The sequence below is a fragment of the Agrobacterium bohemicum genome (assembly GCF_001562555.1).
GTDB lineage: Bacteria > Pseudomonadota > Alphaproteobacteria > Rhizobiales > Rhizobiaceae > Agrobacterium > Agrobacterium bohemicum.
The window spans coordinates 54,214-77,048 of record NZ_KQ961033.1 but is presented as its reverse complement, the minus strand read 5'-3'; the positions used below and the strand labels follow the sequence as shown (position 1 = coordinate 77,048).

Below are 22,835 nucleotides of genomic sequence, written 5' to 3'. Positions count from 1 at the left end.
CCAGCGTGCCGCAAGCCGCTTCCTTTATAGCCCAGGTAGCGATGTATTAAGGCTTTGTAAGCTATAACAGGCGCCAAGAATTTTTGATGAAGCCGATGACACGATGGACGCTTGCCGGGAAATCTCTGCCGAAAATAGCCTTTTGATCCCAAGTCGCCAGACTTGTATTCAAACCGGAAATATTTTACCACCGTGTCACTTCCTGCAAACCGGTGAAACGCCATGCGTTTGAGACATATTGCGCTTCTTGCCTGCACCGCATTTATGCTCGCAGGCTGCAACGATACGCTCGAGACAGTCGAGCGTGATGTTTCGCATGTCAAGAACAAGGTTGATTACCCGCTTTCCGCGTCCATTCTGGCTGAGATGGACAAGAAGAATATGGATCGCAATGCGCCGATCATGATCCGTATTTTCAAGGAAGAGGGTAAGCTCGAAATCTGGAAGGCCAAGCGCGACAATCGCTTCGATGTCATCGCGTCTTATGACATCTGTGCATGGTCTGGAAAGCTGGGCCCAAAGGTCAAGGAAGGCGATCGGCAGGCGCCCGAGGGTTTCTATAATCTGACGCCGGGGCATCTGAACCCGAATTCCAACTACTACCTTGCCATCAACACCGGCTTTCCCAACCGTTATGATCAGGCCAACGGCCGCAGCGGCACCAATCTGATGATCCATGGTGCATGCTCGTCGTCGGGTTGCTACTCGATGACCGACGCGCAGGTGCTGGAGATTTACGGCTTTGCGCGCGATGCCTTTAAGGGCGGTCAAAAGACGGTGCAGCTTCAGGCGCTGCCGTTCCGCATGTCGGCGGAAAACATGGCACGCCACCGTAAAAGCGAGCATTCTGAATTCTGGAAGATGCTGAAGGTTGGCTACGACAATTTCGAAGTCACCAAGCGCCCACCAGAGGTCAATGTCTGCGAAAAGAAATACGTCTTCAATCAGCAGGCTGAAGGCGGTCAGTTCAATGCTGGCGCTGCATGTCCGAAAATGAGTACGCCGCCGGCGCTTGCCAGCGCGCTTCAAAGCTACGCCAAGACCTATGATGTCGCTTATGCCAAGGCGACCAATAAGCTGGATGGAATGGTCTGGTACGACCCAAGCGAAGCCGAGCGCAAAGCGCTGGTTGCGGCAAAGCGCAAGGGCCGTGAGCCTGCCTATGCGCCGACAGGGTCTGCTCTCAAGGCTGGCAAGCTGATGAAGGAAACCGAATTTGCCGCCCTGATGGAAAAGAAGGCGGCCAAGGGTATTTCCGGACAGGCAGCGACGGCCATGGCATCTGCATCGAACCCCGGCGCGACGACTGCGGCGACGGTTGGAACGCAACAACCGGCTGCTGCCCGTGTAGCGCCGACGGTTATGGTCGTGGCAGCGCCGGTGGCTCCCAACCAGCAACAGACTGCCGCCGCACAGAGCATTCCTGTTCCAGCGCTTAACCCGCTGGCCTTCTCCGCGCCACCACAGCCTGACGATGCCCAGAAGAAACCGTTCTGGAAGTTCTGGGCCAAGCAATGACCTTGCCCGTCGCCGATATCTACGATCTGAGGGGGCTGAAATGCCCCCTTCCTGTTTTGAAAAGTCGCAAGAAATTATCGAGCATGAAAGCGGGCGAGGAACTCTGGGTCGAAACCACCGACCCTCTGGCCTTCATCGATATTTCGCACATGTGCAGACAGGACGGACATGTTCTGCTGTCAGCCGTCGCAACGGACACTGGGCACAAGTTTCATATTCGCAAAGTGTAATGCGTTCTCAGACGCCGCGTTTATTGCCCCACAGCAACACGTGTAGTTGCGGCAGCACGCGAACATTAAACCAGTGATCGGCGCTGACCTTATCCACCAGCCATAACATTCGGTTCATCACGCCGTCGATATCAACGACAGCATCGTCATCATCCGGTGGCGGAGGCGTATGGTTGCCTGGCTGGAGATAGACCGGCAAATCGGGAAAGCGCGCGGCGGCATTCTTCGCATAGGCGTAATCCGCATCGTCAAAAATCACGACCTTCAGAGCAATATGCGGACCTTTCCCTGCTGCCGCAAGACAGCTTTCAAAGGCTTCCCAGTCCGTCTGCATCCCGCTGGACGGTGGCTTGGGGCTGAGGATAAGGTAGTCGAGATCGGCAAACCAGCGCTTGGCAATGCTGCCTTGAGTTTCCAGCGCGAAACGATAGCCCTCGGCATGCCCTTTATCGATCAATCCGCCCAGCGGCTGTATGGCTGGATTGCCGCCGGACAGGGACACGGTCAGAGGCTTGCCGCCCGAGAGCGCTGTGACATCCTGCCAGATGGCATCGACGGACATCGGCTTCCAGTCATCGCGATATTGGCTGTCCACCGCGTGGAGCGTATCGCACCACGAGCAGCGATAGTCGCAGCCCCCGGTACGCACGAAAACCGTGGGAACGCCGATCAGCAGACCCTCACCCTGAATGGTCGGACCGAAGATTTCGCTGATGCGGATGGGTATGTCCTTCGTGCTGCTCATGGCTGGCGCAGGGGCCGATATTCGGCCCATGTCTTCGCCGTCTCGCTGACACGGACCGCGCTGGTTTCTGGCAGACGTTCCTTGCACCAGTCATAGAAATGCTTGGCAAGACGTTCAGCCGTGACCATGTCGTGTCCCAGCACATCATTGAGGTGCCGATGGTCGAAGCGATCATCGATGTAGTGCTTCAGCGGCGATAGCTCCTGATAGTCGCGCACAAAGCCGTGCTCGTTCAACGTCTCGCCGGAAAGCTCGACTTCAACGATATAATTATGACCATGTAGCCGCGCGCATTGATGATCTGCGGGAAGTCCCGTCAACTGGTGCGATGCCGAGAAATGGAATTCCTTGGTGATGCGAAACATCAGTTCACCTCCTGCGCAGCGTAGGCGCTGGTGGCTGCAAGCCAGAAGTCCGGGTCTTCATAGTCCGTGGGGTCGTTGACCCCTGCCAGATGAAACGCCTCGCGGCGCTCCACGCAGGTACCGCAGCGTCCACAGTGGCGCATTCCACCCTTGTAGCAGGACCATGTTTCGGCAAAGGGCGTATCGTGGCTGGCACCATCAGTCACGATGTCGGCTTTGGAGCCCGCGACATAGGGGGCATAGAGTTTGACGCTGGCATAACCATCCAGAGCGTGGCGCTGCATATCGTTGAAACTGTCTATGAAACCTGGTCGGCAGTCGGGATAGATGAAGTGATCACCACCATGAACGGCAATGGCCACGGCATCCGCCTGCTGTGCGGCGGCCAGCCCGAATGCGATCGTCAGCATGATGGCGTTGCGGTTCGGCACGACGGTCGAGCGCATCGTTTCTTCCGCATAATGGCCATCCGGCACCGCGACATCATCTGTCAGTGCTGACCCTGTCAGATGTGCACCGATAGTCCTGATATCGATAATGTGGTGCGGCACCGCAAGGCGGCTTGCACAGAGGGCTGCAAAGTCCAGTTCCTTCTTGTGGCGCTGGCCGTAATCGAAGGAGACCAGAGCAACGAGTTCGTTTTCGGCTGCAATTTTATGCGCAAGCGAAACGGAGTCCAATCCGCCGGAGCAGATGACGATGGTTTTCATATTTTGGATCCCTTGTTTTGACCGGGTGGGCTGCGACCGGATTACGGTTGCGGCTTCTAACGCAAGTCGGGACCATTGTGAAGGGGCGCGGGCACATTAGGCCGCGCCTTCGCAGAAGGTGATATGTGTTACTCCACGATTACCGAAAGTGCGGTGCCGGTGTAGACTGGTCGCACCTTCACACCATCGGTTTCAATCGAGGCAAAAGAGCCGTTGATGCTGTTCGCCGTCAAAACCTCGATTTTCGAACCCGAAGCCGGAGTTTGGCCGCCGAAGGTCAACTTTAAGACCGCACCCTTGATCGCAGCTTTGCCTTTGATGTGAAGCGGACCATTTTTCGCATCGACAAGAAGAATGCCACCCGTCTGGCTATAGTCTCCATCGATATTGATGCCTTGCTGCGCGGCAAGATGCAGGGTGCCGCCGGAAACCAAGACGCTGCCGGTGCCAAGTGCCGTGCTCGAAGCTGCGACGAGCATCCCATCCCTTATCGCGGTACCGCCGGAGTAGCTGTTTGCGCCGACGAGTTCCAGAACACCGCTACCCGCTTTTGCAAGACGGCCCGGTCCGGAAATGTCGTTTGCCCAGCGGTCACGCGCATTGAATCCGCCAGCGGCAGCATCCATCGTCACAGTCACATCGCCGTCGAAGGCGCCGTAACCTGCTGCGGCCGCAACGAGATTGATCCGGCCCCAGCCCTGGCTGTCATCCAGCAGGGGATAGCCGGATTCGATACCGGTGGAGAAGAGGACCGCACGTCGTTGTGAGGCATCGAGATAGGGCAGGCGGGTTTCAAGCAACACCTCGGCACCGTCAGGCACCACCATCGCAGCGCGTGGTGCAGCCATGTCCCTGCTGAACGAATAGGTCATGCGCGTGCGGAAATCAGCTCTGTTCGTCGCCGCGTCGGCAAAGCGGTCGGTAGACTTGTCTGCGCTATGGGCAAAAGCCTGCAATGTCTGTCCCTGTGGTAAGCGTCGGGTCAAATAGGCCTGTACCTCTTCATGCGCCGCCCTCTTCGCATCGGCTACCTTGGGGTCTTGCAGGACGGCAGCAGCTATGGCCGTGGCGGTGATCCGTCCGCCGATTACATCGAGCGGCGAGTGCATGCCCGCCACGATCCGTGTGTCGCCAAGCTCCGATGCTTTTGTCAGCAGTTCCGAGAAGCGCTCGGGCACGGCGTAAGCATAGGCGATAGCGGCAAGATAGGCTGCATTGGTGTGGCCACTTGGAAAGCCGCCATCCTTGCCGCGGCCGCGATTTTCACGCGCATATCTCAAGGCGGGCACGGTGACATCTGGCTCGGTTTCGTAACGTTCAAATGTCTTGTCGCCAATGGTTTCGGTGCCGGTTTCGATAACTTCGCCCTTCGCGCTCATGCGCCAGGGACGTGGCGTCGAATAGAAATATTTCGATGGCGAGGTCGAGCCTTCGGGACCACGCATCAATTTCATGAAGGCAACAAAGTCCTTTAATTCGGAATCCGACGAGCCTGAGTCTGTACCCTTGTCGTCCTCTCGCTTGGTGATGACGTCATTGACGTTGAAGTCTTCAAGCGTGTGGTTGATGGTCGTGGTTGCGCCAGCGCCTTCGCGGTACCATGCCGCCAATGGTCCCAGACCTTCGATCACGCTATAACCCTGCGAGCGACGGTCGTTCAAATAGGCATTGAGAGCGTCAGCATCAGTGCGGTTCCTGCCGGTGACGGACAGAACATAGCGCATGTTCTCAGTCCAGATGTCTGGATTGAGGATTTTGACCTTGCTGTAATCCGTCGGGCCATCGCCGTTGGCGCCGCCACCCGCCCATTTTTCATCACCCAGCGTCCAGATGCGTTTAAAGCCGGAGAGAATTTCGATGACCGGATTGTCTTTGTCATCATAAGCATTGACGGCTTCACCCTTGGCATTCTTGCTGGTCTGGTTGTGATAGTTTTGCGTAACGGGTAACGGATATGGGGCGGGCGGGGCCGGTACTCCGATCTTGAAGCCAATGCCCGAGGGTTCCGGTGTATCGAAAGCCTGCGCATGTGAGGTCATGCCAAATGCTGTCAGAGATGCCAGCAGGGTGGAGCGGAGCAATGGAAAACGAGCGCCCGGATTGGTCATGGCAGCATCCTCATTCATTTTGGTGCAAAAGTGAGTTTGTGAAAAAGACGGCGTCAACGGTCGGCAAAATGCCCCTCGTCCATGACAATTTGATTACAGTCAGCGACGAATAAAGCGCTTGGAGGCTTATTGGGGAGAGCCGTCTTCTTCCCATTGCACGCAGATGGATGCGCCCTGCGATGATGGTGTGGCGGACTGGCTGACGGTTGCTCGTAGGCTTTGCGCCATGGCGGTGATCAGTCGTGTACCGAGCCCGGTTCCCTTCGGCGAGGTGGCTCCATCGATGCCGATGCCATCGTCTTCAACGATAAGTCGAACGATGTTGTCGTGTGTTTTCAATGAAATACGAATGTCGCCCGCGCCGCCGGGATAGGCGTATTTCAGCGCATTGGTGGTCAGTTCGGTGACGATAACCCCCAATGCGACGGCCTGATCCGGAGAGGCCTTTATGGTATCCATGTCCGTCGAAATGCGCAGTTTTTCGCTGTCGCGCGCGGATCGGGCAAGGTCGTGAATGATGGACGAAAGATAGGAATCGAGTTCGACTTCCCCGACATTATAGGCTGTGTACAAACTGCGATGGACGCCAGCAATCGCGGAAATCCGGCTTTGTGTTTCGAGGAGGGCGGTGCGGGCTTCCTCGGTTGCCACGGCATTCAACTGCATGCGGATCATGGCAGAGACAAGCGACAGGCTGTTGGCGATCCGGTGGTTCATCTCCTTTGCCATCAGCTCTGCGCGTTCTTTTGCCTGCAACAATTGCCGCTCGGCCTCTTCTTTTTCCCGCCGAAGCTGGAAATTGTCGAGGGCCTGCTGGATAGAATTGAGCAAAAGCGGAAAGAAGTCGTCGCCAACATTCTTGATAACGTAATCGGCAGCACCCGCCTTCAGAGCGTCGATGGCGACCTGCGCTTCGCTAGCGCCGGTCACATAGAGAACGGGTATGTTTCGATGCGCTTCGCCGATGCCGGATAAAAACTGCAGACCGGTACCATTTTGAAAATAATGATCGAGAACCACCGCATCGAAGCTGTTCGCCTTGAATTCTTCAAGACCTACAGCCACGGAGGCGGCGTGAACCACCGTCATGTCATGCCGACCAAGCACGCGCTGCGCAAGCTTTGCGAGCGTTGGGTCGTCATCAACATAAAGTATTCGCAACGTCATTAAGCTTTCATGGAACCTGTATTACGGAAAAGAAAAGGCCAAGGTTTCGAATGGCCGTAGCAAAACCCTCATAGTCCACCGGCTTGGTAATATAAACATTTGCGCCGAGATCGTAGCATTTCTGGATCTCGGTTTCGTCGTCGGTTGTCGTCAATACCACAACTGGAAGACGTTTTGTGTATTCATTGCTCTTGATCTGTTCGAGAATCTTTATGCCTGAGGTGTCCGGCAGATTGAGGTCCAGCAAGATCAAGAGATAGCGGTCTTTGCTGACAAGCCCGTCCCGCTCAGGTCCGAGGATGAAATCCAGAGCCTTGTGACCAAGGGTGAAAGGAACGATTTCATTGTTGACGCCGGCACGACGCACGTTCTTTTCTATCAGGCGCGCATGGCCTTCGTCGTCTTCGATCATGACGATCGTGACTTCTTGTCCTGTTGCTTTCATACGTCGTTCCCTCGTGTGATTTTCCGCAGATCGGTCGGCAGTGTCAGGTGAAAGGTGCTTCCTTTCCCAAGTTCAGACGCAACCGTAATATCTCCACCTAGATTCCTGATGAGCGACCGCACATGGGCAAGACCTATGCCTTCGCCCTGCTGGTCCTGTTCTCCCGCGCGGCGGAACAGTTCAAAAATACGCTCCAGATCATCTGCGGCAATGCCGCGTCCGTTATCGCTGACATCGACGCGTACGATGCCACGTCCTTGCGGCAGAATACGGGCGGTCAGTTCCAGCGGTCTTCCCGGCATCTGGTACTTGACGGCATTGTCGAAGAGATTGCCGAGGATCTGGTCGAGCGAGATACGGTCGGTAATGATCGTGAAACTCTGAACATCGAGATCGATCTTGCCATCGACAGCGCTGACCTGATGCTGGACGCTGGCGCCAGCCGTCATGAGGAGGTCCTTGAGATCGACTTTTTCGGCCTGCAGCTTCCGGCGTCCGTCACGCGAGATTTTGAGAATGGCGTTGATCAGCTGGTCCATCTTGCGGGTCGAAGACCGAATGAAGCGCATGGCCTCGGGCAAATCTTCTTCCACTGCCAGCTTGGCCTCACGCACTTCGTTTTCGGACAGGGGCTTGCCGTCCGCCAGTACGAAAGCCTGCACAGGTTTCAGCGATGTGTCGAACTCCGACAAGAACCCCATGATATTGACGAGAGGCGCACGCAAATCATGGGTTACGATATAGGCAAACTTCTGGATTTCCTGATTGGCGCGGACAAGATCTCTGGTGCGCTCGTCAACGCGTTCTTCCAGCCCCTTGTTCAGCTCGTCCACCTCTTCGCGAGACCGCATGAGCTCTTGAATATATTTCCCGATCAGTGCCAGCGCGCCACCCAGCACCGCCAAGATAGCAATCGCACCGCAAATCGTAACCCAGCGCAGATTTTCCGCAGCCGATAGCTGGTCGGCCACGATGATGCGCAACCGGCTGTCGGTTGTTTCCTGATAGCGAGCGAGCGTGTCGCGTATCTCTCGCATATAGGTAAGGCCGGTATCGCTACGCACAAGTTCGATTGCTTCTGGTGCACGATTGTCGTTCATCAACTGAACGGCGCGACCGAGTTCGGCCATCTTGGCATCGAGATTGGATTGCAGCTTTGGCAGGTCGGCGACATATTCCGGGCGGCTGCCAATGCGCTCAACCAGCTGTAGCTTGATGTCACCGAGCGCTTTCAGTGCTTCCCGGTAGGGAACCAGATAACGCTCGTCGCTGGTCAGAAGGTAACCACGCTGTCCGGTTTCGGCATCCTGAATAGTGGTTAGGACGTCGAGGATCGATGCCCTTAAACGGCGCAGCTCAGCTGTTTCCTGCGAATATTTGTTGTTTGCCTGGACGAGCCAAAGGGAGGTCGCAACCATGCCAAGAAGCACTGCGATACCCAAACCGAACATGATCATTGTTCGACGAACGAACGAAGATAGTTTCGCCACCCCAGACCCCGTAGCTTTTAAGTTATTTCGTAAGTACTCGAGCATCACGGCTATATGCAAGATGTTGTGGTGTTATTGGTTAAGTTGTTCACTTTAATCGCAGAAAGCGCTGAAGACGCGAGGCGATCCGCGCGAACCGTAGCGCTCGGTATCGGCCAAGAAAAAGCCCACCGGCATGTCACTGGTGGGCTTCCTTATTTTGCTGCTGGCTTTTTTTAAAGGCTGCGACCGATGTCGAGGAATTTTTGACGTCGTTCAGCGCGCAATTGGCTGCCAGACAGCGGAACGAGTTCTTTCATCGCCGCTTCAATAGTCTTGCCGGTCGCCTCGATCACCGTTGCCGGGTCGCGATGCGCACCGCCGAGAGGTTCCGGAATGATCGCATCGATAACGCCAAGTGACTTAAGATCGTCGGAGGTGATGCGCATATTGGTGGCTGCTTCCTTGGCGCGTGTCGAATCGCGCCACAGAATGGAAGCCGCACCTTCCGGTGAGATCACAGAGTAAATGGCATGTTCCAGCATGTAGACGCGGTTGCCGGTGGCGATAGCGATAGCGCCGCCTGAACCGCCCTCACCGATCACGACGGATATAATCGGAACCTTGGCATTGAGGCACATTTCCGTCGAACGGGCGATAGCTTCCGCCTGGCCACGTTCTTCGGCTCCGACGCCGGGATAGGCGCCAGCGGTGTCGATCAGTGTAATAACGGGCAGCGAGAAACGATCGGCCAGTTCCAGAACGCGGATCGCCTTGCGGTATCCTTCTGGACGCGGACTGCCGAAATTGTGCTTCAGGCGCGACTTGGTATCGCTACCCTTTTCCTGGCCGATGATGGCGACAGGCTGTCCGTTGAACCGGCCGAGACCCGCCTGGATTGCAGCATCTTCGGCAAACTTGCGGTCGCCAGCCAGCGGTGTGAAGTCTGTGAACAGCTGTTTGGCATAATCAACGAAATGCGGACGCTGCGGGTGACGCGCGACCTGCGTTTTTTGCCAGGCGTTCAGCTTGGAGTAAATGTCCTGCATCGAGTCCCTGACGCGGGATTCAAGACGCGAAATCTCCTCCGAGGTATCTATGCTCTCGTCTTCGGCGGCGAGCTTCTTTAGCTCCAGAATCTTGCCTTCAAGGTCCGAGATAGGTTTTTCGAAGTCGAGGTAGTTGTGCATGAGATCCGTTTCCGATCGTTTTGCGCAAGGTTTGACCGGGTGGTCCCGGCGGTTCCGATCGCTCTATTCAAGGTTTTTGGCCTGTTTGGCAAGAGGGTGGTGCGTTTGTACCAGCTCTTGAAGCCTTTCTTCCAGCACATGTGTATAGATTTGTGTCGTGGAAATGTCCGAATGACCAAGCAGTTCCTGCACCGCACGCAGGTCGGCACCATTTTGTAACAGGTGGCTGGCAAAGGCATGACGCATGATGTGCGGTGAAATTGCCGAAGGTGAAAGACCCGCCCTGATCGCGATATCTTTCAGGTCGCGGGCAAAAACCTGACGCGGCAGATGTCCTTCCTTGCCATTGGAAGGAAACAACCATGGGCTTTCTGACTGCCCCCGGACGAGCGCTTTTCTGGCTTTGTCATAGGTCTCCATAGCTTCCATGGCGGCCCGCGAAAGCAGAACCATCCGGTCCTTGTTGCCCTTGCCACGGATCATCAGGAAGCGGCCTTCATGGCGTAAAACCGTGGCCGGAAGCGAAACCAGTTCGCTGACACGCATGCCGGTGGCGTAGAGGAGCTCCAGCAACAGATGCATTCGGATGCGGGCAACTTGCCCGGCCCCTTCCGTTTCGGCTTCCGTCTGCGCCTGTGCCAGAAGCTTCGTGACATCTGACACGCTCATGATTTTGGGAAGGGAGCGACCTTTTTTCGGTGCGTCCAGTATGCCGGTGGGGTCGTCGCCTCGCAGCCCTTCGGTGTAGAGAAACTTGTAGAATTGGCGTGTTGAGGACAGGCGCCGCGCTTGCGAGGACGCTGCAAATCCTTGCGTTGAGAGATGCCCAAGATAGGCTGAAAGGTCTTCCGTCGTCGCCTCCGATATCGCGGTATTGCGTTCTCGCAGGAAGTCCGTCAGGTCGGTCAGATCGCGCTCATAGGACGACAGTGTGTTTTCCGCAGCGCCGCGTTCGGCGCTCATCATTTCCAGAAAACTTTCCAGCCTTGCGGCGTCCTGACCAGCCATCGATGCGCTTTCGTTAGATCAGGGGGTGGGGTTCAGACGCTCGGAGGGAATGCGCACGGTGACCTCCCGCTCTCTCGGCTGGACCAGCGACACGAGCGAAACCATGCTGCCATAAATGATACCCGCAATGGCCGCCAGGACAAAGATGAAGCGAAAAAGGGTTGGCATGGAAACTCCGGTACACGTCTCAGGTCTTATATGAGACGCGCTTGAAGCAAGGACAAGGCTGCTGCTTTAAACGTAAGGCGCGTCTTTCGGGCGATTCTCTTTCTATAAGCCGCAATTTGGCTTGACGCTTCGTAAACATTTGCAGATACCGATCCCAAACGGGCCATCATTCATGAGTGAAACCAACACAAATTTTCATCCTGGATTGGGTGAAAAAACGATCGGTGAAAGAGCGCGGGCAAAGCTTGGACGACGAAACCTCGTTTTCGTGGGATTGATGGGTGCGGGCAAGTCCGCAATCGGCAGGCTGGTCGCGCAACACCTTAAAATTCCTTTTGTTGATACGGATATCGAAATCGAGCGCGTATCGCGCATGACGATTCCAGAGCTTTTCGCGTCCTATGGCGAAGACGAGTTTCGCGCGCTGGAAAAGCGGGTGATCAAGCGCCTGCTTCGCGGCGGACCGAAGGTGGTCTCCACAGGCGGCGGCGCCTTCGTGAACGAAAGCACACGTCGGCACATTAAGCGTGGCGGTCTCTCCATGTGGCTGAAAGCCGACATCGAGGTGCTGTGGGAGCGCGTCAACAAGCGCGACAACCGTCCTTTGCTGAAAACCGAGAACCCGAAGGCGACGTTGATGGAACTGATGGAGCGTCGTCATCCGATTTATGAAGAAGCCGACATAACGATCGAGTCACGCGATGTCCGCAAGGAAATCATCGTGAACGAGGTACTCGAAGCCATCGTTGGTGCGGAACAGAAGGCCTGATCTTATGACATCTCTTCCCAGCCAGACCGAAGAACACCTCGTCCATGTGCCGCTTGGTGATCGTGCCTATGATATTCTGATCGGCCCCGGTCTGGTGGCGCGTGCCGGCGGTGAGATTTCCTCCCGTCTCAAGGGCAAGCGCGCCGCCATCATAACAGATGAGCATGTGGCACCTCTTTACCTAGAAGCCCTGATGGACGGCCTTCAGACCGACGGTATCGAGGCTGTGTCTCTCACCCTTCCTGCCGGTGAAAAGACCAAGAGCTTCGAACATCTGATGACGGTTTGCGACACCGTTCTGGCTGCCCGCGTAGAGCGTAACGATGCCGTGATTGCGCTGGGTGGCGGTGTGATTGGCGATCTCGCAGGCTTTGCGGCGGGGATCGTGCGCCGCGGTGTTCGCTTTGTGCAGATACCGACATCGCTTCTAGCACAGGTGGATTCATCCGTCGGCGGCAAGACCGGCATCAACTCGCGATACGGCAAAAATCTTCTCGGCGTTTTTCACCAGGCCGATCTCGTTCTGGCAGATACCGCAGTGCTGGATACTTTGAGCCCACGCGAATTTCGTGCCGGTTATGCTGAAGTCGTCAAATACGGACTTATCGACAAGCCGGAGTTTTTCGAGTGGCTGGAAAACAATTGGCCGGATGTCGTCAAGGGCGGCCCTGCCCGTATCAAAGCCATTGCCACCAGTTGTCAGGCGAAAGCGGATGTGGTCGTCGCGGACGAGAAAGAGCATGGTGTTCGTGCGCTTCTCAATCTTGGCCACACATTCGGTCACGCGCTGGAAGCAGCAACGGAATATGACAGCAAGCGTCTGGTGCATGGCGAAGGCGTGGCTATCGGCATGGTGTTGGCGCACCAGTTTTCAGCCCGCCTCAATCTAGCGAGCCCAGATGATGCCGCCCGTGTCGAGGCGCATCTGAGGGCCGTGGGCCTGCCGACGACGATGAAAGACATTCCCGGCGAATTGCCACCGGTGGAAACATTGATGGCGGCGATTGCGCAGGACAAGAAGGTAAAGGGCGGCAAACTTACCTTCATCCTGACCCACGGCATCGGGCAATCATTCGTCGCCGATGACGTTGCCTCCTCCGAGGTGCAGTCCTTCCTGACCGAAAAACACCCCGGCTAACTGGATCAGGTCAGAAACGTGTGGCTTCGCCCGGTGCTGCGACATCTATTGCGAGCGCGTGAAGTCCGGCATCCAGTTCCGGCTTCAACAGGGCATTGATCGCGCGGTGACGATCCACTCGTGACTTGCCGGAAAAGCTTTCCGACACTATCTGAACACGCATGTGCGTCTCATCCGTTCCGGTCATGTCGGGCTGATGGCCAGCGTGTAAATGACTCTCGTCGATAACGTTCAACCTGACCGGTAAAAACGTCTCTTTGAGCTTGTTTTCAATGCTCTGGCGCAAGGACATCTGTTCGGTCTCCAAATCGTTATTGCCTCTGAAAAAGGGCTCTCTAAGAGCCTGTAACATTCCGATTTGTCAATTCTTGTCGTGCGCATTCTCGCGCACCATAATCAGGTTACCATGAAATTGGATTCGAAATATTTCGACCGTATTCGCACGCGTCGCAAAAGGGAGCCGGAGCCGGAGATCAAAGCTCCAGCCTGCCAGTGGGACGGATGCGAAAAACCGGGCGTTCACCGCGCACCTGTCGGCCGTAACGCCGAGGGGCAGTTCTTCATGTTTTGTTTCGAGCATGTGAAAGACTATAACAAAGGCTATAATTATTTCTTGGGTCTCTCAGATAGCGAGATTGCCCGGTATCAGAAAGAAGCCATTACCGGCCACCGCCCAACATGGACGGTCGGGGTGAACAAGACCGCTGGCGACAGTCCGTTGCACTCCACATTGCGCTCGGGTTCTGCTGGCGCGACCAATGCGCGCATCCGTGATCCTTTCGGCTTTACAGGTCAGGGACGTAGCGGCGGCCCGCGTTATGCGCAGAGCCGCAAGCTGAAGACGCTGGAACAAAAAGCTTTCGATACGCTCGGACTTTCTGCAAATGCCAAGCAAGAAGAGATCAAAAAGAGCTATAAAGAGCTTGTCAAAAAACATCATCCTGATGCTAATGGTGGTGATCGTGGTTCGGAAGAGCGTTTTCGTGCTGTTATTCAAGCGTACCAATTGTTAAAGCAATCTGGTTTCTGCTAAGCCCTTTCCTGTGATCGCCTGATAGATATGTGGCCGGGTGGCTGCTACCCGCCTTGGAGACGTTATGAGCAAAATTGACCTGGATATTACCAACCTGCCGGATACGACTGTGTCTGTGCGCGATGTTTTCGGTATCGATGCGGACCTTCGTGTGCCCGCCTATTCGCAGGGCGACGCTTATGTGCCGGACCTAGACCCCGACTACCTGTTTGACCGTGACACCACGCTCGCCATTCTAGCCGGCTTTGCTCACAACCGACGCGTCATGGTGTCCGGCTTCCACGGCACCGGCAAATCTACCCATATCGAACAGGTGGCCGCGCGGCTGAACTGGCCTTGCGTGCGCGTCAATCTCGACAGCCACGTCAGCCGTATCGACCTCGTCGGCAAGGACGCCATCGTTCTGAAAGACGGCAAACAGGTCACGGAATTCAAGGACGGCATTCTGCCCTGGGCTTACCAGCACAATGTGGCATTGGTTTTCGATGAGTATGATGCCGGTCGCCCGGACGTGATGTTCGTTATTCAGCGTGTGCTGGAATCCTCCGGCCGTTTGACTTTGCTTGACCAGAGCCGCGTCATCCGCCCGCACCCTGCCTTCCGTATTTTCGCGACTGCCAATACGGTTGGTCTTGGTGATACGACCGGTCTTTACCATGGCACGCAGCAGATCAACCAGGCGCAGATGGACCGTTGGTCTGTCGTGACAACGCTGAACTATCTACCACACGAGCAGGAAGTTGCCATCGTCGTCGCCAAGGTGAAGAGCCTCGATAACGCCAAGGGCCGCGAAACAGCATCGAAGATGGTGCGTGTGGCCGACCTGACTCGTTCGGCCTTCGTCAACGGTGATCTCTCTACGGTCATGAGCCCGCGCACAGTCATCACCTGGGCAGAAAATGCCGATATCTTCGGCGATATCGCTTTTGCTTTCCGCGTTACCTTCCTCAACAAGTGCGATGAGCTTGAGCGGACGCTGGTGGCCGAACATTATCAGCGCGCATTCGGCGTTGAGTTGAAAGAAAGTGCTGCGAACATCGTTCTCAGCGCCTGATATTTTCCGGTTTTTCCGGAAGGCATCACCGACGCGTTGAAAAAGCCACCCTTTAGCCTTGGTGATAAGGGTGGCGTTCAGGATCGACAGGAAAGACAATGGCAGGCCGTGGCGACAATGTGAGACCCAAATCCGGGGCGGTAATCGATTCCGAACCTTTGCGTCAGGCCATCACAGGATGCGTGCGCTCCGTTGCAGGCGATGCGCAGGTCGAAGTCGTGTTCGCCAATGAGCGGCCGGGCCTTACCGGTGAGCGTATGCGCCTGCCGGAAATTTCCAGGAAGCCGACCGCACAGGAAATTGCTGTCACCCGTGGTCTGGGTGATTCCATGGCATTGCGGCTTGCCTGTCACAATAGCGATGTCCACGCCACCATGTCGCCTCAAGAGCCGGATGCCCGTCTCATCTTCGATGCGGTGGAACAGGCCCGCGTCGAATCCATCGGCGCACGGCGCATGGCCGGCATGGCGTCCAACATCCGGGCGATGAACACCGAGAAATATGCCAAGGCGAATTTCGTCAACATCGATACGCAGGAAGACGCACCGCTTTCCGAAGCGGTGGCGATGATGGTGCGCGAAAGGCTGACGGGTGAAAAGCCGCCCCAGAGTGCCGGCAAGGTTCTGGATTTGTGGCGTTCTTTCATCGAGGAAAAGGCATCTGCCGATCTTCAGGACCTGTCGAAGGTCATGGACGACCAAAAGGCATTTTCCAGGCTCGTCCGTAAGATGCTGACTTCCATGCAGATGGCGGAGGATTTTGGCGACGACGAGGATCAGGACGAAAGCCAGGAGACGGATTCCGAAGAAGATCAGCCTGCCAGCAACGAGACGCAGGAAGAGCAGATCGAGGAAGAGGCCGGTTCAGATGCCGCCCCTGCCGAAGAGAGCGAAGCTTCTCAGGAGCAGATGGAAGACGGCGAGATGGACGGCGCCGAGATGTCTGAAGACGAAATGTCCGACGATCTCGATGAGGACTCCGAAACTCCCGGCGAAACCCGCCGTCCCAACAGCCCTTTCGATGACTTCAATGAGAAGGTGGATTACCGCATCTTCACACAGGAGTTCGACGAAGAAATTTCGGCCGAGGAGCTTTGCGACGAAGCCGAACTGGACCGTCTCCGCGCCTTCCTCGACAAGCAGCTTGCTCACTTGCAGGGTGCGGTCGGACGCTTGGCCAACCGGCTGCAACGCCGCCTGATGGCGCAGCAGAACCGTTCCTGGGATTTCGATCTGGAGGAGGGATACCTCGACCCGGCACGTCTTGTGCGCCTCGTCATCGATCCGATGCAGCCATTGTCCTTCAAGAAGGAGCGTGACACCAAGTTCCGCGATACGGTCGTTTCGTTGGTCATCGATAATTCCGGCTCCATGCGCGGCCGCCCGATTACCGTTGCCGCCACCTGCGCCGATATTCTTGCGCGCACGCTGGAGCGTTCTGGCGTGAAGGTGGAGATTCTCGGCTTTACGACGAAGGCCTGGAAGGGTGGGCAATCGCGCGAGCAGTGGCTGGCCGGTGGCAAGCCACCATCTCCGGGGCGCCTCAATGATCTGCGCCACATCATCTACAAATCGGCAGACGCCCCATGGCGTCGCTCGCGCCGGAACCTCGGCCTGATGATGCGTGAAGGCCTGCTGAAAGAAAATATCGACGGTGAAGCGCTGATGTGGGCGCATAATCGCCTCATCAATCGTCCCGAACAGCGCAAGATCATGATGATGATCTCCGACGGTGCGCCGGTGGATGATTCCACGCTTTCGGTCAATCCCGGCAATTATCTGGAGCGGCATCTGCGCGCCGTCATCGAGCAGATCGAAACGAAGTCATCGGTCGAACTGCTTGCCATCGGCATCGGCCACGATGTGACGCGCTATTATCGTCGCGCCGTGACAATCGTGGACGCTGACGAACTGGCGGGCGCGATGACCGAACAACTGGCAGCCCTTTTCGAGGACACCAGCAGCGCGCCACGCCGTTCCGGCAGGGCACGCCGTGCCAGCTAGGCAGTTTTTTGCTGCTGCCATTCGGATCATGAAACGGGCTCTTGGTGCAGCGCTCGTTCTGACGGGCACACTAGCGCCCTCCACCATGGCTGCGTCCACAGTCGATGTGCCTGTCAGCGCGCGTCAGATACCCACGTTCAAAGTCGGTTCAGAAGAGAAACGGTTCGGCAAGCTGGAATTCGTCGGCGGGCTGATCATGCATTCTCCCGAACCGCTTTTTGGCGCAATCTCCAGCATTCGTTTTCTACCGGATGGCCGTCATTTTCTTGCGGTGCTGGACACCGGCCACTGGCTCACTGGCGCCATAGATCGCAACCCATCCGATGTGTTGTCTGGCATTTCAGATGTCCGCATCGACACCATGCTGGATGAAAATGGCCACGAGGCGAAACGCAAGATGGATATGGACGCGGAAGGACTGGCGCTCCGCGCCGGTCAAGCCTTCGTCAGCTACGAGCGTTGGCCGCGGATCGAAATATTCGCCCGAAAAGATCTCGCAACTGCAAAGCCTGTAGGGCAATTGCCGGTCCTCATCCCGATTGAGGAGTTTCGTCGCAACGCCGGAATAGAGACGCTTGTGCTCTCGCCCATCGACGGGCCTCTCAAGGGGGCTATGGTGATCGTCGCGGAGGGGAGCTTCGACAAGGATGGACACCTCTTTGCAGCTGTCCTCGAAGGACCGCGCAAGGGAATTTTTGCCGTCGCCCATGACAGCTCCTTTTCGGTAACAGACGGAGCCTTTTTGCCCAACGGCGATCTGCTGTTGCTGGAACGCCGCTTCAATCTGGCCGAGGGTATAGGAATGCGCATCCGTCGTATTTCTGTCGATGCCATCAAACCCGGCGCTGTCGTTGATGGTGAAGTTCTCATGAAAGCCGATCTTTCAAACCAGATCGACAATATGGAGGGTATCGATGTCATCGCCGGTCCGGATGGCTCGACACACGTCATTCTTGTTTCGGACGACAATCATTCTTTCCTGCAAAGAAACATCATGCTGGAATTCAAGCTCACCCAATAGAGCTGTTTTTGGTATGAAATCGCAAATTGTCAGATAGAACAGTCATTGCTTTTTTACGAATATCTCAAATATTACAGCAATTTAATCTTCCATCATCTTCCGTTTTGAGTATTTGGCGCGTTAAGTGGTTTAGAGGGATGCTAGAGACCCGTTCTCTACAGCCCTATCGATACAACCCATTTCGTTTGCATAATACGACTCTGAAGATACACGTTCACTGACTTTATCATTCGCTGTTCTACCAGGAATATACTCCGACCGTGAAGTGTATCGATTAGCCTGTCGCGCATTTGCTAAGCTGTCCAAAGGACTTCCGCATGAAATATGTCATTACAGTCGTGCTGATCGCTGCCATTTCCGCCGTGCTGTTCATCAATCGCGAAACAGTGGAATCGTATCTTCCTGCATGGGCAAGCCAGACCTCGGTCAAGACGTCGGATACCCATGCTGCGGCAGAGGGTCAGTCCAAGGGCGGCGGCAAACGGGGCGGTGGCGGACAGGCTGGCGCGCGTGTTTCAGCGGTAAAGGTGGCGGTTGCCAGGACGGCATCGATGCCGGTCTTGCGCCAGACGATCGGCTCGATCGTTCCCGTAGCGCAGACCGCACTGACGAGCCCTATTTCCGGCATTGTTGCAAATGTGCTGGCAAGCGATGGTGCGGAGGTCAAGGCGGGCGATCTGCTGGTGCAACTGGATGACCGAACGATCAAGGCGAATATCGAGCGCGACGAAGCGCAACTGGCCAAGGATCAATCGGTGCTGGATGCTGCGAATGCGACACTTGGCCGAGTGGAAAGCCTGAGTAAATCAGGCGTCGACACCCAGCAGCAATTCAGTGATGCCACCGCGACGGCCAAACAGGCTGCTGCTACTGTTTCCGTCGACAAGGCAAATCTTGCGGCCGACAATGTTGTGCTGTCGCAAACCCAAATCCATGCGCCCTTTGATGGCAAACTGGGTGCTGTCCTTTTGTCGCGAGGCGCATATGTGGCTCCTGGCGCCAATGTCGTGATGTTGACGCAGATGAAGCCGGTCTACGCCGAATTTACCTTGCCGGAACCGGATATCGATCTCGTTCGTACGAACCTTTCCAATAAAAGTCTGACGGCAGATGTGTATCCAACCCAGGGGCAGACCGAAAAAATGTCCGGGTCTGGTGACATCGTCTTCATCGACAACACGATCGATTCCGCGTCCGGGACGTTCAAACTGCGTGTCCGTCTAGACAATGAAGCCGAAACGTTCTGGCCCGGCCAATCTTTGAATGTCACGGTCAATGCGGGTAAAATCGATAATCTGGTGACGGTTCCTCTTGTTGCACTTCAGCCTCGTGGCGATGGATATGTTTCTTATGTCGTCCATCCCGACAATACGGTTGAATTGCGCAAGGTGACGCTGGCCCTCAGTGACGGCAAGATAGCCGGTCTCTCGCAAGGCTTGGCAGATGGCGAGGCGGTCGTTGTCGAAGGGCAGGCCAGCCTGACGAATGGCAGTCATGTGACCGTCGCTGAACAAACACATGAAGCCGCTCCGAAAGCTGACGCCATCGCCGGTACTGCGCCATGAACATTTCCGAGATTTTCATCCGTCGGCCGGTTGCCACGATCCTTCTCATCATCGGCGTGCTGATCGCCGGTGCATCTGCCTACAAAAACCTGCCAGTTGCAGCACTACCTCAGGCAGACTTCCCGACTATCAATGTGAACGCACAGCTTGCGGGCGCAGCGCCTGACACCATGGCGAGTTCGGTCGCGACGCCCCTTATCAAACAATTCGAGACCATTGCTGGTATCGATACGATCACGGCCAGCTCTTCGCTCGGCAACACACAGATCACGATCCAGTTTAATCTGTCACGAAACATCGATGCCGCAGCCGCGGACGTCCAGGCGGCCATTGCGCGCGCTCAAAGGCAATTGCCTGACAATATGACGTCGCCGCCGAGCTATCGTAAGGCTAACCCCGCTGACGCTGCGGTGATCATTCTCGCGCTCACCAGCGACGGTGCCGAACTGACGAAGATGGATGATCTGGCCGAGAATGTCATTTCACCTGCCTTATCCACTATCTCAGGCGTAGCGCAGGCGCAGATTTTCGGTGCCAAGACCTATGCCGTGCGCGTGGAGGTCGATCCGTCGAAACTGTCCAGCCGTGGCTTGTCGCTCGATAGTCTTTCAACGACGCTGGCTGCCGCGAACAATCAATCACCGATTGGCACCCTGCAAAATTCGTCGCAAGCATTGACGTTGGATGCATCCACACAACGTACCAACGCGGCTGCGTTTCGCACGTTGATTATCGCTAATCCAAATGGCCGGGCCGTCCGCCTTCAGGATGTCGCCACAGTCAAGGACAGTGTGGAAGTCGTCAATCAGGGCAGCTGGCTGGATGGTACGCCAGCCATTGTCCTGGCCGTGCAGCGTCAGCCGGGCGCAAATACCGTGGCCGTCGTTGATGCCATCAAGGCGAAACTTCCGGAGTTGCAGGCGGGCTTGCCCGGGAATATGCACATCAATGTCGTCAACGATGCGTCGGTCTCCATCCGTGCCGCGGTTGCCGACGTCGAAGTGACGCTTATGGTGACACTCGGCTTGGTGATCCTGGTCATCTATCTCTTCCTGCGTCAGATATGGGCCACGCTCATTCCAGGCCTTGCCGTACCATTGTCTCTGGTTGCCACATTGGGTGCGATGTATGCGCTCGGATTTTCGATCGACAACATCTCCCTGCTCGGATTGACACTTTCAGTCGGTCTGGTGGTGGATGATGCCATCGTGATGCTGGAAAATATCGTCCGCAAAGTCGAAGAGGGCATGCCGCCGTTTCAGGCAGCCATTGAAGGCAGCAGCGAAGTCACCGGCACTATCATCTCGATGTCGATCTCGCTGGTCGCCGTCTTTTTGCCGATCCTCCTGATGGGCGGTATCGTTGGACGCGTGCTGAACGAATTCGGCGTGGTCGTCACGCTTGCCATCATGTCGTCTGCTGTCGTTTCGCTTACGGTTACGCCCATGTTGGCCGCACGGTTGCCACACCACGAGGCGCCAGAGAACCCGAAAAAGACGTTGTTCGACCGGGCAACGGATGCCTATGGCCGATCGGTCGGCTGGTGCCTTGCGCACCGCTTCGTTGTCATAATTCTGTTCGTTCTCACCTTGATCGGTTCCGGCTGGATGTTCTCGAGCCTCGCCCGCAGCTTCTTTCCGACCGAAGACATTGGCCTGTTGACGGTTTCGACGCAGGCTCGGCAGGACATATCCTATAAGGCGATGAACGCGCTTCAGACGAAGGCCGCAGATATCCTGTCGGCCGATCCCGCCGTGGCCCACGTCACCTCCACGCTGGGTTCCGGCCCTGGCGGTTCGGCGCTGAACTCAGGTACGCTTCTGGTGCAGTTGAAACCCGCCGACGACAGGCCGGCGCTTGACGTGACGCTGGGTACGTTGCGGCACTCGTTATCCAGCATTGCCGGTCTGAAAACATTCATCACTCCGCAGCAAAGTCTGCGGTTTGGCGGAAGAAGCACCCAGAGCCTTTATCAGGTCGTGCTGCAATCCATCGATGCGTCCGCTGCGCGGCAATGGTCTCAGACACTCGGAGACGCCATGCGGGCAGATAGCGCGCATTTCGTCGATGTCGCATCCGACTTGCAGGACAGTGCGCTTCAGGCCCACATCGAGGTCGATCACGATAGAGCAAACAGCCTCGGCGTGACATCACAGGCCTTGCGCACGACGCTGGAAGCAGCGTTCGGCAGCTATGTCGCAACGCAAATCCAGACGACCGGCAACAGCTATGACGTCATTCTCGAATATGATCAGTCGTTGGAATGGAACGAGCAGACGCTGGGTGCGCTCAAAGTCGGCTCGACATCCGGAACGCTCGTTCCGCTGTTGAGCTTCGCAAAAATAACGCGCGTCTCCGGTCCAGTTACCGTCAACCAGACCGGACAGCTGACAGCTGTTACCCTGTCGTTCAACCTTCCAGCAGGCGTAGCGCTGGGCACCACGACGGAGCAGCTGGATCAAATCAAGCAGCAGATACAGCTTCCCTCGACTGTAACAACCAGTCTCGCCGGTGCCGCGCAGATATTCAAACAGACCAGTGATAGCACCGGCCTGCTCATCGGCGCGGCGATCCTTACCATCTACATCGTGCTGGGCGTGTTCTATGAAAGCTTCCTGCATCCGTTGACCATCCTGTCCGGCCTGCCATCGGCGGCGTTTGGCGCGCTGCTCACCCTCAAGCTGTTCGGCTTTGACCTGTCCATCATCGCGCTGATCGGATTGCTGATGCTGATAGGTATCGTCAAGAAGAATGCGATCATGATGATCGATGTTGCCTTGACCTTGCAACGCGATGAGAAAATGCCAACGCTGGAGGCTATCCACGAAGCAGCCGTGCGGCGCCTCCGTCCGATCATGATGACGACATTCTGCGCGCTTTTCGGTGCTCTTCCCATCGCTTTGGGAACGGGCGCGAGCTCGGAGCTTCGTCAACCGCTCGGTATTGCCGTGGTCGGAGGACTTATCGTCAGCCAGATTTTGACGCTTTTCATGACGCCGGTGATATTCGTGGAGGTAGAGCGTTTCTCAGACTTCCTGAAATCGTTATGGAAGTCCAAACGGCAGGAGCCTGTCACGCAATAGGGCAACGGCCGCATCTCTGTCACGAATGGACCTGCAATATCATGCA

21 protein-coding genes are annotated in these 22,835 nt (G+C 56.2%); 10 read left to right on the top strand and 11 right to left on the bottom strand.

The window, feature by feature from the left end:
* Positions 1-222 precede the first annotated feature (222 nt).
* Both ATO67_RS17330 and ATO67_RS17325 read left to right on the top strand, forming a co-directional pair.
* Positions 223-1,518, top strand: a complete 1,296-nt coding sequence (locus ATO67_RS17330) for a L,D-transpeptidase family protein (protein ID WP_067652200.1) — start codon at positions 223-225, stop codon at positions 1,516-1,518.
* Entirely contained in the window at positions 1,515-1,748 is a 234-nt protein-coding gene (locus ATO67_RS17325) for a sulfurtransferase TusA family protein (protein ID WP_067652197.1), read from the top strand. The genes ATO67_RS17330 and ATO67_RS17325 overlap by 4 nt, the downstream gene beginning before the upstream one ends.
* Before the next feature lie 7 nt (positions 1,749-1,755).
* On the opposite strand, the gene queE is transcribed toward ATO67_RS17325, so the two are convergent.
* The 10 genes from queE to ATO67_RS22935 form a co-directional block, all read right to left on the bottom strand.
* Positions 1,756-2,493: a 7-carboxy-7-deazaguanine synthase QueE gene (queE, locus tag ATO67_RS17320; RefSeq protein WP_067652194.1), complete on the bottom strand. Its 738-nt coding sequence runs from the start codon at positions 2,491-2,493 to the stop codon at positions 1,756-1,758.
* Positions 2,490-2,858, bottom strand: a complete 369-nt coding sequence (queD, locus tag ATO67_RS17315; protein WP_067652191.1) for a 6-carboxytetrahydropterin synthase QueD — start codon at positions 2,856-2,858, stop codon at positions 2,490-2,492. Before queD ends, queE begins: the two co-directional genes overlap by 4 nt.
* The gene (gene queC, locus ATO67_RS17310; RefSeq protein ID WP_067652188.1) at positions 2,858-3,568 is read right to left on the bottom strand and encodes a 7-cyano-7-deazaguanine synthase QueC; all 711 of its coding nucleotides are present in this window, start codon (positions 3,566-3,568) and stop codon (positions 2,858-2,860) included. Before queC ends, queD begins: the two co-directional genes overlap by 1 nt.
* 128 nt (positions 3,569-3,696) lie before the next feature.
* Positions 3,697-5,676, bottom strand: coding sequence for a phosphatase PAP2 family protein (locus ATO67_RS17305; RefSeq protein ID WP_067652185.1), 1,980 nt, complete (start codon positions 5,674-5,676; stop codon positions 3,697-3,699).
* 126 nt (positions 5,677-5,802) lie between these two features.
* Entirely contained in the window at positions 5,803-6,843 is a 1,041-nt protein-coding gene (locus tag ATO67_RS17300; RefSeq protein ID WP_067652182.1) for a response regulator, read from the bottom strand.
* A 7-nt stretch (positions 6,844-6,850) separates the two neighbouring features.
* Positions 6,851-7,288, bottom strand: coding sequence for a response regulator (locus ATO67_RS17295; RefSeq protein WP_045229493.1), 438 nt, complete (start codon positions 7,286-7,288; stop codon positions 6,851-6,853).
* The gene (locus tag ATO67_RS17290; protein ID WP_067652442.1) at positions 7,285-8,739 is read right to left on the bottom strand and encodes a sensor histidine kinase; all 1,455 of its coding nucleotides are present in this window, start codon (positions 8,737-8,739) and stop codon (positions 7,285-7,287) included. Before ATO67_RS17290 ends, ATO67_RS17295 begins: the two co-directional genes overlap by 4 nt.
* A 254-nt stretch (positions 8,740-8,993) precedes the next feature.
* The gene (locus tag ATO67_RS17285; protein WP_067652179.1) at positions 8,994-9,947 is read right to left on the bottom strand and encodes an acetyl-CoA carboxylase carboxyltransferase subunit alpha; all 954 of its coding nucleotides are present in this window, start codon (positions 9,945-9,947) and stop codon (positions 8,994-8,996) included.
* Positions 9,948-10,010: 63 nt separating this feature from the next.
* Positions 10,011-10,955, bottom strand: a complete 945-nt coding sequence (gene xerD / locus ATO67_RS17280) for a site-specific tyrosine recombinase XerD (RefSeq protein ID WP_067652176.1) — start codon at positions 10,953-10,955, stop codon at positions 10,011-10,013.
* A gap of 18 nt (positions 10,956-10,973) precedes the next feature.
* Positions 10,974-11,123: a hypothetical protein gene (locus ATO67_RS22935; protein WP_103087224.1), complete on the bottom strand. Its 150-nt coding sequence runs from the start codon at positions 11,121-11,123 to the stop codon at positions 10,974-10,976.
* Between the two features lie 172 nt (positions 11,124-11,295).
* Between ATO67_RS22935 and ATO67_RS17275 the strand changes: the two genes are divergently transcribed.
* Together ATO67_RS17275 and aroB are read left to right on the top strand one after the other, a co-directional pair.
* On the top strand, positions 11,296-11,892 hold the full coding sequence (locus tag ATO67_RS17275; RefSeq protein WP_067652173.1) for a shikimate kinase: 597 nt from the start codon (positions 11,296-11,298) through the stop codon (positions 11,890-11,892).
* A gap of 4 nt (positions 11,893-11,896) precedes the next feature.
* Complete coding sequence (gene aroB, locus ATO67_RS17270) at positions 11,897-13,030, top strand: 3-dehydroquinate synthase (RefSeq protein ID WP_067652170.1); 1,134 nt, start codon at positions 11,897-11,899, stop codon at positions 13,028-13,030.
* Positions 13,031-13,040: 10 nt separating this feature from the next.
* Here aroB and ATO67_RS17265 read toward each other — a convergent pair whose 3' ends face one another.
* Positions 13,041-13,322, bottom strand: a complete 282-nt coding sequence (locus ATO67_RS17265; protein WP_067652168.1) for a BolA family protein — start codon at positions 13,320-13,322, stop codon at positions 13,041-13,043.
* 114 nt (positions 13,323-13,436) lie between these two features.
* Between ATO67_RS17265 and ATO67_RS17260 the strand changes: the two genes are divergently transcribed.
* The 6 genes from ATO67_RS17260 to ATO67_RS17235 all read left to right on the top strand — a co-directional run bounded on the left by ATO67_RS17260 (position 13,437) and on the right by ATO67_RS17235 (position 22,789).
* On the top strand, positions 13,437-14,063 hold the full coding sequence (locus ATO67_RS17260) for a J domain-containing protein (RefSeq protein WP_067652440.1): 627 nt from the start codon (positions 13,437-13,439) through the stop codon (positions 14,061-14,063).
* A 64-nt stretch (positions 14,064-14,127) separates the two neighbouring features.
* Positions 14,128-15,117, top strand: a complete 990-nt coding sequence (gene cobS, locus ATO67_RS17255; RefSeq protein WP_067652166.1) for a cobaltochelatase subunit CobS — start codon at positions 14,128-14,130, stop codon at positions 15,115-15,117.
* Positions 15,118-15,215: 98 nt separating this feature from the next.
* The gene (gene cobT, locus ATO67_RS17250; RefSeq protein ID WP_067652163.1) at positions 15,216-17,120 is read left to right on the top strand and encodes a cobaltochelatase subunit CobT; all 1,905 of its coding nucleotides are present in this window, start codon (positions 15,216-15,218) and stop codon (positions 17,118-17,120) included.
* Between the two features lie 28 nt (positions 17,121-17,148).
* On the top strand, positions 17,149-18,141 hold the full coding sequence (locus ATO67_RS17245; RefSeq protein ID WP_067652438.1) for an esterase-like activity of phytase family protein: 993 nt from the start codon (positions 17,149-17,151) through the stop codon (positions 18,139-18,141).
* Positions 18,142-18,458: 317 nt separating this feature from the next.
* The gene (locus ATO67_RS17240; RefSeq protein WP_067652159.1) at positions 18,459-19,706 is read left to right on the top strand and encodes an efflux RND transporter periplasmic adaptor subunit; all 1,248 of its coding nucleotides are present in this window, start codon (positions 18,459-18,461) and stop codon (positions 19,704-19,706) included.
* Positions 19,703-22,789, top strand: coding sequence for an efflux RND transporter permease subunit (locus ATO67_RS17235; protein WP_067652157.1), 3,087 nt, complete (start codon positions 19,703-19,705; stop codon positions 22,787-22,789). The genes ATO67_RS17240 and ATO67_RS17235 overlap by 4 nt, the downstream gene beginning before the upstream one ends.
* Positions 22,790-22,835 lie beyond the last annotated feature (46 nt).

Bases quoted from the DNA above. Each gene is read 5' to 3' on its own strand.
- ATO67_RS17240 (WP_067652159.1), top strand. From the start codon at position 18,459: ATGAAATATGTCATTACAGTCGTGCTGATCGCTGCCATTTCCGCCGTG.
- ATO67_RS17325 (WP_067652197.1), top strand. From the start codon at position 1,515: ATGACCTTGCCCGTCGCCGATATCTACGATCTGAGGGGGCTGAAATGC.
- cobS (WP_067652166.1), top strand. From the start codon at position 14,128: ATGAGCAAAATTGACCTGGATATTACCAACCTGCCGGATACGACTGTG.
- queE (WP_067652194.1), bottom strand. From the start codon at position 2,493: ATGAGCAGCACGAAGGACATACCCATCCGCATCAGCGAAATCTTCGGT.
- ATO67_RS17285 (WP_067652179.1), bottom strand. From the start codon at position 9,947: ATGCACAACTACCTCGACTTCGAAAAACCTATCTCGGACCTTGAAGGC.
- ATO67_RS17275 (WP_067652173.1), top strand. From the start codon at position 11,296: ATGAGTGAAACCAACACAAATTTTCATCCTGGATTGGGTGAAAAAACG.
- ATO67_RS17295 (WP_045229493.1), bottom strand. From the start codon at position 7,288: ATGAAAGCAACAGGACAAGAAGTCACGATCGTCATGATCGAAGACGAC.
- xerD (WP_067652176.1), bottom strand. From the start codon at position 10,955: ATGGCTGGTCAGGACGCCGCAAGGCTGGAAAGTTTTCTGGAAATGATG.
- ATO67_RS17330 (WP_067652200.1), top strand. From the start codon at position 223: ATGCGTTTGAGACATATTGCGCTTCTTGCCTGCACCGCATTTATGCTC.
- ATO67_RS17305 (WP_067652185.1), bottom strand. From the start codon at position 5,676: ATGACCAATCCGGGCGCTCGTTTTCCATTGCTCCGCTCCACCCTGCTG.
- ATO67_RS17260 (WP_067652440.1), top strand. From the start codon at position 13,437: ATGAAATTGGATTCGAAATATTTCGACCGTATTCGCACGCGTCGCAAA.
- ATO67_RS17265 (WP_067652168.1), bottom strand. From the start codon at position 13,322: ATGTCCTTGCGCCAGAGCATTGAAAACAAGCTCAAAGAGACGTTTTTA.
- queD (WP_067652191.1), bottom strand. From the start codon at position 2,858: ATGTTTCGCATCACCAAGGAATTCCATTTCTCGGCATCGCACCAGTTG.
- aroB (WP_067652170.1), top strand. From the start codon at position 11,897: ATGACATCTCTTCCCAGCCAGACCGAAGAACACCTCGTCCATGTGCCG.
- ATO67_RS17235 (WP_067652157.1), top strand. From the start codon at position 19,703: ATGAACATTTCCGAGATTTTCATCCGTCGGCCGGTTGCCACGATCCTT.
- ATO67_RS17245 (WP_067652438.1), top strand. From the start codon at position 17,149: ATGAAACGGGCTCTTGGTGCAGCGCTCGTTCTGACGGGCACACTAGCG.
- queC (WP_067652188.1), bottom strand. From the start codon at position 3,568: ATGAAAACCATCGTCATCTGCTCCGGCGGATTGGACTCCGTTTCGCTT.
- cobT (WP_067652163.1), top strand. From the start codon at position 15,216: ATGGCAGGCCGTGGCGACAATGTGAGACCCAAATCCGGGGCGGTAATC.
- ATO67_RS17290 (WP_067652442.1), bottom strand. From the start codon at position 8,739: ATGTTCGGTTTGGGTATCGCAGTGCTTCTTGGCATGGTTGCGACCTCC.
- ATO67_RS17300 (WP_067652182.1), bottom strand. From the start codon at position 6,843: ATGACGTTGCGAATACTTTATGTTGATGACGACCCAACGCTCGCAAAG.
- ATO67_RS22935 (WP_103087224.1), bottom strand. From the start codon at position 11,123: ATGCCAACCCTTTTTCGCTTCATCTTTGTCCTGGCGGCCATTGCGGGT.